The following is a 16,212-nucleotide window of genomic DNA, read 5'->3' as shown; positions in this document are numbered from 1 at the left end:
AAGCGTGTCGATGCTGATGGCGGGGAAGCGGTTGGCGGTGTTCTCCATCCGCGAGGGCAAGGGCGGGAGCATCTGGGTGCGCGCGGGCAGCGCGTTCGTCAACAAGGACGGTTCGCTCAACGTGCTGTTGGACGTGCTGCCCCTGGACGGGAAGCTGCACGTGCGCGAGGCGGCGGAGAAGCGCGACACGGCGGCCGGCAGCCGCTTCGGCGGCGAGCCTTCGCTGGAGGCGGGCGCGGGGGGCCACTCGTGAAGTGGGCCTGGGCGTGGGTGTTGGGCTGCGTGCTGATGGGGCCGGGGCGTGCGGACGCCGCCAGCCCGCGCATGCAATACGTGGGGGTGGTCAACCTGAACGAAGCCACGGCGGCGGAGCTGGACCTGCTGCCGGGCGTGGGTGAGAAGGCGGCGCAGCGCATCCTCGAGCACCGCAAGAAGCGGCCCTTCGGTCGCGTCGAGGAGCTGGTCCGGGTCAAGGGCTTCGGCAAGAAGAAGTTCCTCAAGCTGAGGGCCCACCTGGCCCTCAGCGGCCCCACGACCCTCAAGAAGGAGCAGGTCCCCGCCTCCCTGCCGCCGGGAAGGGAGGCAAGCGTCACGAACCCATGAAAAATACAACCATCGGTTGAGTCAGGCTCAGGAAGGCCGCCATTCCCAGGTCCCGGCATGCCCCGGGGATGGCGGCTTTCCGCAGCCTCCCACGGCCTCCAGACGGGCGGCCCCGTCCGCCTGAGAGCACCCCTTCCGGATTTTGCTGGAACGCCCAGGCCGACGCGCTAGGACACGCCCACCTTTGGAACACAACGGAAAGACAGGGAGGCCGGAGGTGAGGGAGGATGCGCCCATGAAGGACACACAAGCCCCGGAGTCGATACCAGGCCCGGACGGCAGCAGGTCCCGGGGTTCGCAGCCGCATCAGCAGCAGCTGGGTGAGGTGCTGGAGTTCATGCGCCTCCTGTGGGCCGTGGATCATGGTCTGCAGTCCACGTCCAAGCGGATGGAGTCCACGCTGGGACTCACCGGCCCGCAGCGGCTGGTCATCCGGCTGGTGGGCCGCTTCCCGGGCATCACCGCCGGCGCGCTCGCCAACATCCTCCACGTGCACCCCAGCACGCTCACCGGCGTGCTCAAGCGCCTGGAGAAGCGCGGCCTGCTGGAGCGCAAGTCGGATCCGCTCGACGGCCGCAAGGCGCTCTTCGCGCTGACCGACTCCGGCCGCGCGCTGGACATTCCGTCCGAGGGCACCGTCGAGTCCGCCGTGCAGCGCGTGCTCGCCCGCCTGGCCCGCGACCGCATCGTCTTCACCCAGGAAGTGCTCAAGGCGCTCGCCGAGGAGCTGGGCGGCCTCTCCGCGCCCCTGGAGGACACTCCGGCTTCCTCCCGCCCCGTTCCTCCCGCCGAAGGCTGAGCGCGCCCCCCTGCCCTCCCACCGTCCCCACCGGACGGGGAGGGCCCGGGTCCCCCTTTCGCGTTATCCCCAGAACCCTGCCGTCCGCCCCTCCTTCGTGCGGCGGACACAGGCTCCTCCCTTTCTGTCCTCCGCCCCGGCGATGCACGCGCGAAGACGGCGGGAGTGCGCCACAATTGGGAAATAGGCCGCCCCGCCCGGGGTTGGCTCGCGACCGACGAGCGGACAAGCCAGCGTGAACCTCGAGACACCGCAGAGCCCAGCCCCCGAGCTGCCGCCCCCGCCGCCTCCTCCGGCCCCGCCTCCCCAGGCCCGGCGCGAAGCGCGCTCCGGAGGCGTGGCGGAGCTGCTCGCCCAGGTGCGTGCCCGCCAGCGCCGCCAGCTCTGGGCCCAGGGCCTGCTGCTGGGCGCCGTCGCGGCCCTCGTGCTCCTGTTCGCCACGGGCCTTCTGGGCCGCGCGGTGCCAGGGCTCGCCCGGAGCCTCCTGTGGCTCGCCCTGCCCGTGGGCGCGGCGGTGGCGTACGTCTTTGGCGTCGTGCTCGCGCACCGGCAGGTGGGCGACGACGCGCGCACCGCCCGGCTCGTGGGCCAGCGCCGCCCGGAGCTGTCGCTGGACGTGCTCGCCGCGGTGGAGCTGTCGCGCGAGCGCCGTGACGAGGCCGGCTGGTCCCCCCAGCTCGCGGACGCGTTCCTGCGGCAGATGGACGAGCGCGCCCACACGGTGGACCCCGGGCTCGTGGTGGACCGCCAGCCGCTGCGCCGCGTGGCCATGGCGTGCGGCGGCGTGGTGCTGGCGCTCGCGGTGCTGATGTTCTTCGTGGGCGGCCGGTGGGCCGCGGGCTGGAAGCACCTGCGTGAGCAGGCCGCGCGCCCGGAGACCGCCGCGCAGGCGGAGCCCATCACCGGCGACATCGAGCTGACCTACCGATACCCCGCGTACACCGGCCTCGCGCCGCGCACCGTGCCCGGCACCAACGGCGAGATCAGCGCGCCCGCCGGCACCGAGGTCGTGCTGAAGACGCGCTCGGACCGTCCCATCGAGCGCGCGGAGGTCGTCGTCAACGACCAGACGCTACCCCTCACCGTCACCGGCGGCCGGGAGCTCGCCGGCAGCTTCGTCGCGAAGCAGGGCGGCCACTACCACTTCGTCTTCTATGCCTCGCGCGCGAAGCCGCTCGCGGTGGGCCCGGACATCCCGCTCACCGTGGAGGCGGACAAGGCGCCCCAGGTGACGCTGCTCACGCCGTCCACGGAGATTGAGGTCGACCCCGGCCAGACGGTGACGCTCAAGTTCGAGGCCACCGACGACTACGGCCTGTCCGGCCTGGCGCTGGTGTACCGCATGCCCGGCGCGAAGCAGGAGACGCGCGTGAACCTGCCGCGCGAGGACAGCCGCCGCAGCCGGGGCACCTTCAACTGGGACCTGGGCCCGCTCAAGCCCGCCCCCGGCGACCGCATCACCTACTACGTGGAGGCCCGGGACAACGACGCGGTGGAGGGCCCCAAGAAGGGCGTCAGCCGCACGCAGACCCTGCGCGTCTACAGCGCCGCCGAGCACCGCCGCGCCGCCCTGGAGAAGGCCGAGGTCCTGTGGGGCCGCCTCGTGGACCACCTGGCGGACCGCCTGGAGGGGCCCGACCGCGCGAAGCAGAAGGACGCGACCGCGGTGGAGACCGCGAAGTCCGTGGACACGAGCGGCCAGCAGCTCGCGGATGACTTCCGCGCTCAAGGCGCCGAGCTGTCCCGGGAGAAGGACGTGCCCAAGGAAATCGTCTCCGCGCTCTTGAACATCGGCGGGGAGCTCAAGCGCAGCGTGGGCACCACCTCCGACTTCCGCCGCCTGTACCTGCGCACCCAGCGCGCGCGCGGCGAGGACTGGGGCACCGGCACCCGGCTCACCGCCGTGGTGGAGGACGAAATCGAGGGCCTGGAGCGCGACATCCTCTACCTGGAGTCCCTGCTGGACCGGCAGAAGCTGGAGGCGCTCCAGGAGCTGACGAAGCAGCTGGCCAACGAGCGCCGCGACCTGTCGCGCCTCATCGAACAGTTCAAGGCCAACCCGGACGAGTCCGCGCGCGAGCAGGTGATGCAGCAGATCCAACAGCTCAAGTCGCGCATCCAGGAGCTGATGCAGCGCATGGCCGAGCTGCGCAAGGGCATCCGCGACGAGCACCTCAACGCGGAGGCGCTGTCGGAGATGATGCAGCAGGAGGACATGCAGGGCGCCATGGATGAAGTCGAGCGCCTGATGCAGGAGGGCAAGGCGGACGAGGCCCTGGCGAAGCTCCAGGAGCTGGGCATGCAGATGGACGAGATGCTCGAGTCCATGGACAAGTCCCAGGAGGACTTCGGCGCGGAGCAGTACCCGGAGCTCGCGGAGAAGTTCGGCAAGTTCATGGACGACCTGCAGGGCACCATGAACGAGCAGCAGAAGGTCGCGGAGCAGACTCGCGCCCTGCGCGACCAGGCCCGCGGCCAGAACCGCGACCGGCTCAAGGAGAAGGGCCAGGCCCTCAAGGACGAGCTCAACCGCAAGCTGAAGCAGGTGCAGGAGGACTACCAGAAGCTGGACCCGGGCCGGCTCAACAGCCGCGCGGCCCGCCCCCTGGAGGAGGCCCAGTCCGAGCTGCGCAACGTGGAGAACGCGCTCAAGGTGGACGACTTCGACCTCGCCGCGGAGTCCGCCGCGCGCGCCGAGGACGCCGCGCGCCAGCTGTCCAGCATGGGCGAGCAACAACGCCAGCTGGATGAGATGTTCGGCAACCCGCCGGAGGTGCGCCAGCAGTCCGCGAAGATGGCGGAGCAGCTCAAGAAGGACGCGCGCGACGTGGCGGACGTGAGCCAGCAGCTGCAGAACCTCTTCCCGCCGCCGGGCTCGCAGCTGTCGCAGCAGGAGAAGCAGCAGCTCCAGCAGCTGGGCCAGCGCCAGCAGCAGCTGGAGCAGCGCGCGCAGGGCCTGCGCCAGCAGATGGAGGACATGGAGCAGACGGCGCCGCTGTTCGGGGAAGAGGCCGGCCAGCAGATGGATGAGATTGGCCAGCGCATGGGCGAGGCGTCCCAGCGCATGCAGGGCAAGGACCCAGGCCGCGGCTACGGTGAACAGCAGGCCGCCATGGAAGGCCTCAAGCGCTTCCAGCAGCAGATGCAGCAGAGCCAGCAGGGCCGCAAGGGCGGCCGCGGGCTGCCCATGCCCATGGGCTCCGGCCGCCGCCAGGAAGGCAATGGCCGCAACCCGCAGGACAAGGTGGAGCTGCCGGACGAGGACGCGTTCCAGGCGCCTCGCGAGTTCCGCAAGGACCTGCTGGACGCGATGAAGCAGGGCGCGCCGGAGAAGTACCGCGAACAGGTGAAGCGCTACTACGAGGAGTTGGTGAAGTGAGCCGCCGCATGCACGCGACCATCCCGGGCCTGGGCGTCCTGTGCGCCCTCCTCCTCGCCGTCCCCACGGCCTTCGCGCAACCGCCCGACGCGGCCCTCAAGGAAGAGGTGAAGCAGCGGCTGGGCAAGGTGGAACAGTCGCTGGACGACTGGGACGTGGGAAGCGCCCGCCGCGAGCTGGCCGAGGTCGAGAAGCGCGTTCCGTCCGAACTGGAGCCGCTGAAGTACTTCCAGGGGCGCGTGGCCTTCGAGGAGGGCCAGTACGACGACGCGGTGACGCTGCTGGAAGGCGCCAACATCGAGGACAAGCCGGGCAGCTACCTGCGCCTCGCCAAGGACACGCGCACCATCGTCAAGGACCACCAGCGCGCGGAGAGCGAGCACTTCATCTTCTTCTACCCGAAGGGCAAGGAAGAGATCCTGGTGCCCTACGCGCTGGAGACGCTGGAGGCCATCCACCGGGCGCTCGCGGAGGACCTGGGCTGGACGCCGCCGGGCAAGGTGCGCGTGGAGGTGGTGAACAACGCGCGCGAGCTGTCCCGCGTCAGCACGCTGACGGAGAAGCAGATCCGCACCACGGGCACCATCGCCATCTGCAAGTTCAACAAGCTGATGGTCACGAGCCCCAAGGCCGTGGCGCAGGGCTACGACTGGCAGGACACGCTGGCGCACGAGTACGTGCACCTGGTGGTCAGCCAGATGTCCCACAACACCGTGCCCATCTGGCTGCACGAAGGCCTGGCCAAGTTCCTGGAGTCGCGCTGGCGCGGCAAGGGCGGCCTGGCCATGACGCCCTCCACGCAGGCTCTCCTGGGCAAGCGCGTGAAGGAGGACAAGCTCATCCCCTTCGAGAAGATGCACCCCTCCATCGCCATGCTGCCCACGGCGGAGGACGCGGCCACCGCGTTCGCGGAGGTGTTCTACGCCATCGACTACATCCACGGCACCAAGGGCACCGCGGGCCTGCGCGCCCTGCTCCAGGAGCTGAAGGCGGGCCAGCCGGACAAGAAGGCGGTGGAGGCTGCGACGGGCATGCCCTTCCCCCTCTTCGAGAAGACGTGGCTGTCCTACGTGAAGAAGCAGCCCTTCCCGCAGGAGCTGGTGCCGCGCGATGACCGCGTGGTGCTCAAGGAGGACGCCAAGGGCGCGCAGAAGGACAGCGAGAAGAAGGGGCGTGAAATCTCCTTCGGCGGCTTCTCCGAGGTGACCGAAGTCCCCGCGCGCAAGTTCGCGCACCTGGGGGAAGTGCTGCGCGAGCGCAACCGCGTGAAGGCCGCCGCGGAGGAATACGCGCGGGCGCACAAGCTGGTGGGCGACAAGTACGAGTCGGTGTCCAACAAGTTCGCGCTCGCGCTCCTGGAGCTGCGCCGGTTGGATGAGGCGGAGTCCGTGCTGCGCGGCTCGCTGCGCATGCACCCGGGCTCGCCCTCCACCAACGTGCACCTGGGCCGCATCCTGCTGTTCCGCAAGGACTACCCGAAGGCGAAGACGGCGTACCTGGAGGCGCTGGCCTCGGATCCGTTCGACCCGGAGATCCACGTGGCCCTCACGCGCATCCACGGCGCGCTGGGGGAGACGGCGCTCGCGTCGCGCACGCGCGCGGCCGCCGCCAACCTCACGGGCCTCAAGCCCGATGACGTGGACCGCGCCGCCCAGGCCTTCCTGCGCGCCGAGGACGAGCTGTCGGACACGAAGAACGTCCCCGCCAGCACGCCCGACGCCCCGAAGCCGGCGCCGGCTTCTGAGAAGAAGGCCGCGCCGAAACCGGCGCCGCAGCCCGCGAAGTAGCCCTCCTCCCCGGCGGCCAGCCAGCCGGGGCCCTGCCTCCGTTCTCTTCCCTCCCTCCCGGGATGCCTGGCTTTCCGGGCACGAGGAGGACGGGATGGCGTTCCCAGACAGCCGTGTGGTGCTGAACGTCCGCGCCCGCTCCCTGGGGCAGGGGTGCTGTCCACTGCCGCACCGGGTCCGGGATGCAACGTGAATTGGCACACGTCCGCCCTCCCACCCCCTGGGTTCGCTGTCGCGCCCTGCTCCAACGTGCGCCGCGCGGATCCGGGAGTGTGTCCGGTCCACCGACCTTGTCCCGCCTCACTTCCGAGGCCCTGAAAAGGAGCAGCACCCAATGAAGCGCACCCTGCACGGAGTCACCCTCGCCGCGGTCCTCTTCACCGGCGGTGTCTCGCTGGCCCAGAGCGCCACGTCCCCCAACCCGCCGGTCGGAGAGAAGACGCCCACCGCCGCCAAGGGCACGGTGGAGTTCAAGGGCTTCGTCGTCCCGGCGGATCCGAAGGCCTTCCTGGAGCGCCTGCACTACATCAACCAGTCGGAGATCAAGCAGGCGAAGCTCGCGCAGCAGAACTCGCAGAACCCGGACGTGCAGAGCTACGCCAAGATGATGGTGGACGCGCACACGACCGCCGACCAGAAGGTCATGGACTATGCGAAGTCGCAGAACATGAAGCTGGCGGAGATGCCCAAGCCCACCAATGACCTGGAGAAGAAGTCCATGGCCGCGGACAAGGCGGACATGGAGAAGCTCCAGGCGCTGAAGGGCGCGCCGTTCGACTCGATGTACATGTCCGCCCAGGTCGGCGCCCATGACGCCGCCATCGGCAAGGTGATGGCCGCCCAGCAGGGCATGAGCGCCACGGGCGAGCTGGCCACGCTGCTCACGAACCTCACCCAGGAGCTGCCCAAGCACCGCGACATGGCCTACCAGACGCTGGGCAAGCTGGACGACGTCATGGGCGTGGGCGGCGCCGGCATGCAGGGCGGCACCATGGACCACGGCTCCACGGGTGATGCGACGAAGACGAAGTAATGCAGCGGCGCTGAAGTGCGGAGCGCCTCCTTTGGAAGTGCATTCACGGGAGGCGCCCTCCGCGTGCATAGTGCCGGGCCATGTCCCGACTGATTGCCCTGGCCTCCTGTGTCTCCGTGCTGCTCCTCACCGGCTGCTCCAACGACGCCGACGCCATCTGCGACTACCGCAAGCAGTGCTTCGACTCCGACCTGGACACCGGCAAGTGCGCCGAGAAGGTGAGCGCCTGGGAGGAGGAGAAGGAGAGCGAGCAGGACAAACGCCGCGAGCGCACCGCGGAGTGTTCGCAGTGCATCTCCGACCGCACCTGCGCGGAGGTCATCGCCAGCTGCATCGATGACTGCTTCGGCATTCCCTGAAACCCGCATGAAACCCTGGGGCCTTGGGCCCCAGGGCTCACTTCGCGCCGGGCCTGGCTACTTGCGCGTCCAGCGGTCCAGCCAGCCCAGCACCTCGTCGTGCCACTGGATGCTGTTCTGCGGCTTGAGCACCCAGTGGTTCTCGTCCGGGAAGTACAGGAAGCGGGACGGGATGCCGCGGCGCTGGAGCGCGGTGAAGGTGGCGATGCCCTGCGTGTCCACCACGCGGTAGTCCTTGCCGCCGTGGATGACGAGCATGGGCGTCTTCCACTTCGCCACCTGGTTCACCGGGTTGAACTTCTCGTACGACTCCGGCTTCTCCCAGGGCAGCCCCTTGTGCTCCCACTCGGGGAACCACAGCTCCTCGGTGTCGTAGTAGGCGGCGCGCTCGTCGAAGATGCCGTCGTGGTTCACGAGGCACTGGAAGCCGTCCGCCCAGTTGCCGGCGATCCAGTTGATCATGTACCCGCCGTAGCTGCCGCCCAGCGCGCACCGCTTCGTCTTGTGGATGAAGGGGTACTTCTGGAGCGCGGCGTTCAGGCCCTTCTGCAAATCCTCCAGCGGCTTGCCGCCCCAGTCCCCGGAGATGGAGTCCGTGAAGGCCTGGCCGTAGCCGGTGGAGCCGTGGAAGTCGATCATCACCGCCACGTAGCCGCGGCCCGCGTACACCTGCGGGTTCCACCGGTAATGGAAGTGGTTGCCGAAGCTGCCCTGCGGCCCGCCGTGGATGAGGAAGGCCAGCGGGTACTGGCGCTTCGGGTCGAAGTCCACGGGCTTCACGACGTAGCCGTGCACCGTCTCGTTGTTCCAGCCCGGGAAGTTGAACTGCTCGAAGGCGCCGAACTTCAGGCCCGCGAGCGCGTCCTTGTTCACCTGGGTGAGCTGCCGCGCGCCGGTGCCGTCCGCCTTCACCGCGTACAGGTCCGCCGGCGAGTCCAGGTCATCCATCGCGTAGACGACCTGGCCGTCCGCCGCGGGCTGGGCGCCGTCCGCGCTGCCGCCCTGGGTGAGGCTGCGCGCCTTGCCGGTGGCCACGTCCAGGGCGAACACGGTATTCTGCCCCACGTCGTTGGCGGTGGTGTAGAGCGTGGCGCCGTCCTTGCTCCACGCGAGCGAGCCGGCCGAGCGGTCCCAGTCCTGGGTCAGCACGCGCTCCTGGCCGCCCGGCCACGTGCGCAGGATGACGCGGTAGCGGTCGGCCTCGAAGCCGGGGCGGGACATGGCCACGTACGCGAGCGTCTTGCCGTCCGGGCTGAACACCGGGCTGGTGTCCGTGGCGCGGTTCTTCTCCGTGAGCTTGCGCGGCTTCGTCTTTCCGTCGACGGGCGCGAGGAACAGGTCCAGGTCGGTGGACCACGACTCGGTGGGGCCCACGTCGCGCGCGGCGAAGACGATGCCCTTGCCGTCCGGGGTGAAGGTGAACTCCTCCGCGCCGCCAAAGGGCTTGCTGGGCGCGTCCGCGTCCATGCCCTTCATCACGTCCACCGCCGTGCCGCCGGCCACGGGGACGACGAACAGGTGCGAACGCGTGCCGTCCTTCCAGGTGTCCCAGTGGCGGGCGAAGAGCTGATCATACGCGCGGCCGGTGGTCTTCTTCTTGGAGGCCTCCGCGGCGCGCTGGGTGTTGCACGCCAGGTCCGCGCAGTCGGGGCGCGCGTCCAGCGCCACCGCGAGCTGCTGGCCGTCACGCGACAGCGCGAAGCTGTTCACGTCCAGCGGCAGCTTCGTGACGGGCAGCGGCTCACCTCCGTCCACGGGCAGGCGCCACACCTGCGACGAGCCGCCGCGTGACGACAGGAAGAAGAGGCTCTTGCCGTCCGGGGCCCAGACGGGGTCGCTGTCGCTGCTCGGGTCCGAGGTGAGCTGGCGCGGCGCGGCGCCATCCAGGTTGACGAGCCACAGGTCGGTGCGGCCGCGGTTCGCCTCCAGGTCGGTGGAGCGCAGGACGTAGGCGACCTGGCGGCCGTCGGGAGAGACGCGCGGGCTGCTGAGCCGGCGCAGCGTGACCAGGTCCTGTTGATTGAACGGGTGAGGCGCGGGCGCGGGGTTGGCGCCGAGCGCCAGGGCCGCGAGGAGCGACAGGGGCACGGAAGGTTCCTCCGGAGAGATGGAAGCCGGACCGTGCCCTCGGGAGGGCGGACTGTCCACCGATGGATGCGGGCCCGGGTGGAACAGGTGGAAGGCCCTGACGCGCGGTGCTAGAGATTCAGCCCATGAGCGCACCCATCATCGTCCACATCTGGTCCGACTTCGTTTGACCCTGGTGTTACGTCGGCCTCGGTGAGGTCGAGAAGCTGAAGAAGGAATACGACGTCCAGGTGGAGTGGCACCCCTACTTCCTGCGCCCGGAGACGCCTCCGGAAGGGCTGCCGTTACCCGAGTACGTGCGCCAGGGGATGAAGGACCCCAACAATCCGCTGAAGCTCCGAGCCGCGAAGGCCGGGCTGACGATGGTGCAGCGGGACATCATCCCGTCCACGCGCCGAGCGCACGAGGCGGCGGAGTACGCGCGCGCGGAAGGAAGGCTGGAGCCCTTCCAGGCAGCCATCCTGCGCCGCTACTGGAGTGAAGGTCAGGACCTCTGGCAGTGGGACACGCTGCGGGCCGCGGGCGTGGAGGCCGGGTTGGATCCGGACGAGCTCCAGCGCGCCGTGGAGGAAGGCCGCTACCGGCAGGTGGTGGAGGAGTCCGTGCGCGAGGCCCAGGAGATGGGCATCCGCGCGGTGCCCACCTTCATCCTGGGCGACAAGCTCGCCATCCAGGGCGCGCACGAGTACCCGTCATTCCAGCGGGCCATGCAGCAGTTGGGCGCGAAGCCGAAGAATCAGCAGGGCTGACGGGAGCTACAGGCCCTTCACCAGGATGAGCAGCCGCGCGAAGGTCTCCGGACCTTCGCCGGCCAGTCCCTTGGCGAAGTCCAGGAACGAGGGCGCCTGCTCCACGTGCTTGGCGACGAGCTGGAACGCCTCCACGGCGGCGGCGTCCAGCGCGGCCTCGGGCGTTCCGGGAGCCTCCAGCAGCGCCTCCACGGCCGGGTGCCCGAGCAGCACCCAGCGCACCACGGAGGCGCGCAGCACGAGCAGGAACACGGCGTTCAGGAGGCTCTCGGCCTCGGTGAACGGGTGGCGCAGGACGTGGTTGAGCGCGTGGTGCAGGAAGTACTGGTGCACGCGCTCGCCATGCAGGGACTCCAGGGCGGAGCGCCGCGCGGCATGGAGTTCCCACGCCTTGTCTGGATGCGTGTCCGCGCCACCGTAGGACGCGCGCACGGCGCTCATGAGCGAGAGGAAGCGCGGGCTGCTCACGGCGGCCTCGCGTGAACGGAGCACGGCGGCGCAGATGCCGGCCCACGGACCTCCAGGCAACTCCAGCGCTTCGAGCTGCGCGTGCAGCGACGCAAGCGTGTCCGGCGAGTCGTACTCGCGCAGGACCCGCGCGAGCCGCGCTTCGGCCGCTTCCGCGCGGCCCTCGCCCGTATCCGGCGCGGAGTCCGCCATGGGCCCGCGCACCTCGGGCGCGGAGGCGGCGCTCGCGCTGGGAGGCTGCGACGCCTCGCCTGCCGCTGAACCGAACGCCGTGGTCCCCGGGAAGTAGAAGTCGCCCAGGTCCAGCGCCATGCGGCCCAGCGCGTACAACCTCGCGGCGAACGGGGCTTCGCGGCGATTCAAGAGCCGCAGCATCGCCTCGCGCACGGTGTCCGCGTGGGCCGTCCACGCGTCGTCCCCCGCCGCCACCTGCCGCGCGACCTGTGGACGCAGGGCCTGTTCCTCGGGCACGGGCTCGCGCACCAGCGCGTCCTCGGACAGCAGGCACAGGCGCGCCGTCTCCGGACACGCGAGCGACCCGGACATCTCCACCTGCGCGCCCCAGCGCGTGAGCACTCGCGGGAAGACGGAGCAGCCGTCTGGCAGCACCGCTTCGCCATACCGGCGCTGGAGCGAGCACAGCTTCGCTTCGTCCAGGAAGGCGCAGTGCCCGTCCGCGCGCTTGCCCAGGATGCCCGCCTGCTGGCCCGTGGCGCCGTCCGGGTTCGGAGTAATCAGCGCCGCGACGCGCGCTTCGTCCGGTGTGCCCTCGACCTTCTGGCGCAGCAGGCTCCAGCGCGACTCGCTGATGGGCACGGTCAGCCCCGCGCAGCAGGTGTCCTCGCACGCCTCCGCGATGCAACGGAAGCGCGCCATGTAGCGGGGGGCGGAGGCCGTCATCGCGCCAGTCTACTTGCGCCCCAGCGCCTTCTTCACGAACCCCCAGAAGCGGCCCGCGCGATCCTTGAGGTCCGCGCCCCGGCGCTCCTCGGCGGCGCTCACCGCCTCCTTGCTCACCTGGAGCTGCTTCTGGAGTTCCTCCGGCGAGTAGCGCGTGGCGAGCGTCGCCTTCACTTCCTTGCGCGTCGAATACTCACGCGCCTCCACGTGCAGCACGCATTCGGAGTCGAGCTTGAGCGTCACCGCCACGCGCACGGAGCCCTTGGGGCCGCGTGGGAGACCTTCCATGCGCACGGTGCCCAGGTACTCGTTGGCGGAGATGTGGTTGTCCTCGCCCTGGAAGACGGACAGCTCCATCCGCTCTTCGTTGTCCTGTGACGTGCTGATGGCGAACGAGCGCTGCGTGGGCAGCGGGCTGTTGCGCTCGATGACGCGCTTGAAGCCGCCGCCGGGCATGGCCACGCCAATGGTCATGGGCAGCACGTCGATGAGCACCACGCTGCTCACCTTGTCCACCGAGCCCGAGTACAGCGCCGCGCCCAGCGCCACGGCCTCGTCCGCGTTGACGCTCGCCTGCGCGTTCTTGCCGAACAGGCCCTTGAGCTTGTCGCGCACCAGCGGCATGCGGCTCATGCCGCCCACCAGGATGATGTCGTCCACCTCCGAGGCCTTCAGCTTGGAGTCCAGGAGCACGTCGCGCACCACGTCGACGGTGCGGTTGAGCAGCGGGTCGCAGATCTTCTCCAGGTCCTGGCGCGACATCGTCACGCGCAGGTCCCGGGGACGGCCTGCGTCGTCCATCATCAACATGGGGATGTGGACCTCGAACGTGCTGCGCTCGGACAGCGCCATCTTCGCGCGCTCGGCGGCGTCACCCACGCGCGACAGGGCGATGCCGTCTCCGTTGAACGCGATGCCTTCCTTCTCCTGGAAGCGCTCCAGCAGGAAGTCGACGATGAGGTTGTCGAAGTCGATACCGCCCAGGAAGATGTCGCCGCCGGTGCCCAGCACCTCGAAGACGTTCTTCTCGATGCGCAGGATGGTCGCGTCGAAGGTGCCGCCGCCCAGGTCGTAGACGAGCACCTTCTTGTTGAGCTCGCGGTTGAGGCCGTACGCGAGCGCCGCGGACGTGGGCTCGTTGAGGATGCGCTCCACCTTGAGGCCGGCCATCGCGCCTGACTTGCGGACCGCTTCACGCTGGGGCTCGGAGTAGTAGGCCGGCACGGTCACCACTGCGCGCTCCACCTTCTGGTTGAGGTGGGTTTCGGCCATCTCCTTGCACTCGCGCAGGATGAGGCCCTGCACCTCTTCCAGCGACAGCACGTCGTTGCCCAGGCGCACGGCGGCGCGGCCGGCGGCGTCCGGGGTGATTTCGTAGTGGAAGCGCTCGCGCACCTGCTTCACCACGGCGCTGTCGTAGGGACGGCCCACCAGGCGCTTCGCGCCGTAGATGGTGTGCGTGGGCCGGAGGACGAGCTGGTTCTTCGCGCGGTGGCTGACGAGCAGCTTGTTCTGCGCGCTCAGCGAGATGACGGACGGGATGGTGTTGTAGCCCTCGCGCGAGCGGAGCACGACGGGCCGGCCGTTGGACAGGAGCGCCACGCAGGAGTTGGTGGTGCCCAGGTCGATGCCGATGACCGGTCCCGTGCCGGCCAGCGTCTGCGGCGGCGTGAGGTAGATGGGGCGCACCTGGCCGTTGGCGTCCAGGGGAGGCGGCGCGGAGGCCACCGGCGCGGCGGCGGGCGCGAGCGTCGCGGGGGCGCTCGGGGCGGCGGGCGCGGGCGGGGCCTGGCGCACGGAGGGAGGAAGCACGCTCGGCGGCGGCGGGGCCATGGGCCTCGCGGCGGGACGGCCCGAAGAGGACACGGGCTCGCGCGCCAGTTCCAGCGGCCCGTCGTCGTCGATGGACAGGTCCAGGTCGAACTCGGCGCTGCCGCCGGACGGGCGCTGCGGCGCGGGAGGCTGCTGCGGGACGGCGCGGCCCCAGGACGACGCAGGCTCCTGGGAGAGGTCGGGAGCGCGGCCCGCGGCGGAACCGGGCTCGCGGCCCAGGCCGGGCGCCGCGGGACGGTTGGCGAAGGAGCCGGGCTCCAACGGCAGCTCACCCGGAGCGCGCGCCGAGGGACGCCCCGCCACGGATCCAGGCTCGCGGCCCAGTCCCGGCGCGGCGGCGCGACCCGCCGCGGATCCAGGCTCCAACCCCAGACCTGGCACGGAGGGACGTCCGGCGGCGGATCCAGGCTCACGCCCCAGGCCCGGCGCGGCGGTACGTCCGCCAGAGGAGAGCGGTTCAAGTCCCAGGCCCGGCGCCGCGGGACGACCACCAGAAGAGCGAGGCTCCAGTCCCAGGCCCGGTGCCGCGGGGCGACCTCCAGAAGAGCGAGGCTCGAGTCCCAGGCCCGGCACGGCGGCACGGCCGGCGGCGGATCCAGGCTCCAGTCCCAGGCCCGGCGCGGCAGGGCGACCACCGGAAGAGCGAGGCTCGAGTCCCAGGCCCGGCACGGCGGCACGGCCGGCGGCGGATCCAGGCTCACGCCCCAGCCCCGGGGCACGACCCGCCGCGGATCCAGGCTCACGCCCCAGCCCCGGCGCGGCGGCACGGCCGGGCGAGGACGCGGGCTCACGCCCCAACGGCCGCTGACGGCCCGGCGAGGACGTGGGTTCGCGCGCCAGCTCCAGCGGGGCCTCGTCGTCCAGGGATGACAGGTCGAAGTCGAACTCGGCGCTGCCGCCAGAGGGCCTGGCGGGAGCCACCGGCGGCACGACCGGCATCGCGGCGGGCGGAGGCGGAGGGGCCGCGCGCTGCACGGGCGCGGGAGGCACCGGCGCGGCGCGAGGCGGCGGCGCGGGAGCGACATCCGAGAAATCCAGCTCGAACCCACCCGCGTCGCCCGCGTCCGAAGCCGCGTCGTCCTCCACGGAGAGCCCTACTTCGATGGGCACCTCATCCAGCGGCTGGCCCATGGCGATGGGCGAATCCATGGCCGGAGCCTCGAACTCGAAGTCGAGCCCCGGCAGCGGCTCGTCGTCTCCCGACAGCACGCCCTGCACGGTGGGCGGAGGCGTCCCCGCGATGAGCTCGTCCAGCGGGATGTCCACGTCGTTCGCGGAGTCCGCCTGCGCGAGCCCCATGTCCTCGTCCGGAGCGCCCAACGAGAACGGCTCGTCCGCGCCGCCCAGCGAGAACGGCTCGTCCGCCGCGGGCACGGGGGCGGACGGCGCATCCAGGTCGTCGAACAATGAATCGAGCGCGACGCCGCCCGCGGCCGGTTGCGCGGGCTGTGCGACGGCTGCGGGACGCGCGGGGGCGGCGGCGGGCCGGGGCGCGGCGGCGTTGGAAACCGGCGGCGCGGCCACGGGCGGACGCACCGGTGCGATGCCCGGCGCGCTCAACGGTGCGATGCCCGGCGCGCTCAACGGTGCGATGCCCGGCGCGCTCAATGGCGCGATGCCTGGCGCGGCCAACGGCGCGATGCCCGGCGCCACGACCGGAGCAATGGACGGCAGCGGCGCGGCGGCGGGCACGGCACTGCCACCCGGCTTGCGCTGGAGCATCAGGTCCACGAGCGCGCGGCTCGCGGTATCCAGCTCCTGGAACTGCAACCCCATGCCCGGAGGCCCCGCGGGGTCGTTCACGTCGCGCACCCAGCGCACGGTCGCGGTGCCTTGAAGCACGCGCACCCCGTTGGCGATCTGCACGTCGAAGCGCACGGGCGTGCCCACCGGCTGCGGCGTGCGCGAGCGGATGAACATGCCCCCGGGGCTGATGTTGGTGGCGAACTCCTCGGTGAAGCTCCCCACAGTCTCATGCTTGAGCTTCACCAACAGACCGACCGACTTGCGGTCCGAGGTACGCCGACCTTGATCCATGGTTCAGCACTGTCGCGTCCGGGGGCCATTCCCTCAAGGGGGTTCTGGCCCCCTGCCCGTCCGTCCGGTATCCATTCGAGACCTCCAGGTGCGCATCTGACTTACCTGTATGTCCCCGCTATCCTGGGACTTCGTTTCCCGCTGAAAGGGATCCGGGTCCACCGGACGGGAGTCCCC

10 protein-coding genes and 1 pseudogene are annotated in these 16,212 nt (G+C 70.7%); 8 read left to right on the top strand and 3 right to left on the bottom strand.

Annotated features, from left to right (window positions below; translation table 11 throughout):
* The first annotated feature begins 10 nt into the window (after positions 1 to 10).
* The 7 genes from D7X30_RS02470 to D7X30_RS02440 all read left to right on the top strand — a co-directional run bounded on the left by D7X30_RS02470 (position 11) and on the right by D7X30_RS02440 (position 7,960).
* Positions 11 to 253 carry a hypothetical protein gene (locus D7X30_RS02470; RefSeq protein WP_120561200.1) on the top strand — a complete coding sequence of 81 codons (243 nt, stop codon included), beginning with the start codon at positions 11 to 13 and terminating at the stop codon, positions 251 to 253.
* Complete coding sequence (locus tag D7X30_RS02465) at positions 250 to 603, top strand: helix-hairpin-helix domain-containing protein (RefSeq protein WP_120561199.1); 354 nt, start codon at positions 250 to 252, stop codon at positions 601 to 603. The genes D7X30_RS02470 and D7X30_RS02465 overlap by 4 nt, the downstream gene beginning before the upstream one ends.
* Before the next feature lie 235 nt (positions 604 to 838).
* Positions 839 to 1,402, top strand: a complete 564-nt coding sequence (locus D7X30_RS02460; protein WP_120561198.1) for a MarR family winged helix-turn-helix transcriptional regulator — start codon at positions 839 to 841, stop codon at positions 1,400 to 1,402.
* Positions 1,403 to 1,637: 235 nt separating this feature from the next.
* Positions 1,638 to 4,781: a DUF4175 family protein gene (locus tag D7X30_RS02455; protein WP_120561197.1), complete on the top strand. Its 3,144-nt coding sequence runs from the start codon at positions 1,638 to 1,640 to the stop codon at positions 4,779 to 4,781.
* On the top strand, positions 4,778 to 6,568 hold the full coding sequence (locus D7X30_RS02450) for a tetratricopeptide repeat protein (protein WP_120561196.1): 1,791 nt from the start codon (positions 4,778 to 4,780) through the stop codon (positions 6,566 to 6,568). The genes D7X30_RS02455 and D7X30_RS02450 overlap by 4 nt, the downstream gene beginning before the upstream one ends.
* 334 nt (positions 6,569 to 6,902) lie before the next feature.
* Entirely contained in the window at positions 6,903 to 7,601 is a 699-nt protein-coding gene (locus tag D7X30_RS02445) for a DUF4142 domain-containing protein (RefSeq protein ID WP_120561195.1), read from the top strand.
* Between the two features lie 80 nt (positions 7,602 to 7,681).
* Complete coding sequence (locus D7X30_RS02440) at positions 7,682 to 7,960, top strand: hypothetical protein (RefSeq protein ID WP_120561194.1); 279 nt, start codon at positions 7,682 to 7,684, stop codon at positions 7,958 to 7,960.
* A gap of 57 nt (positions 7,961 to 8,017) precedes the next feature.
* On the opposite strand, the gene D7X30_RS02435 is transcribed toward D7X30_RS02440, so the two are convergent.
* The gene (locus D7X30_RS02435) at positions 8,018 to 10,048 is read right to left on the bottom strand and encodes a S9 family peptidase (protein ID WP_120561193.1); all 2,031 of its coding nucleotides are present in this window, start codon (positions 10,046 to 10,048) and stop codon (positions 8,018 to 8,020) included.
* Positions 10,049 to 10,230: 182 nt separating this feature from the next.
* Between D7X30_RS02435 and D7X30_RS02430 the strand changes: the two are divergent.
* Positions 10,231 to 10,797: pseudogene (locus D7X30_RS02430) on the top strand (DsbA family protein); the annotation flags it as partial.
* Positions 10,798 to 10,803: 6 nt separating this feature from the next.
* Here the strand turns inward: D7X30_RS02430 and fliB are convergent.
* Entirely contained in the window at positions 10,804 to 12,165 is a 1,362-nt protein-coding gene (gene fliB / locus D7X30_RS02425; protein ID WP_120561191.1) for a flagellin lysine-N-methylase, read from the bottom strand.
* Between the two features lie 9 nt (positions 12,166 to 12,174).
* On the bottom strand, positions 12,175 to 16,035 hold the full coding sequence (locus D7X30_RS02420; protein WP_120561190.1) for a TIGR02266 family protein: 3,861 nt from the start codon (positions 16,033 to 16,035) through the stop codon (positions 12,175 to 12,177).
* Positions 16,036 to 16,212 lie beyond the last annotated feature (177 nt).

The sequence above is a fragment of the Corallococcus sp. AB011P genome (genome assembly GCF_003611605.1).
Taxonomy (GTDB): Bacteria; Myxococcota; Myxococcia; order Myxococcales; family Myxococcaceae; genus Corallococcus; species Corallococcus coralloides.
The sequence above is the reverse complement of the archived record's forward strand: the minus strand, read 5'-3'. Positions and strand labels throughout refer to the sequence as shown.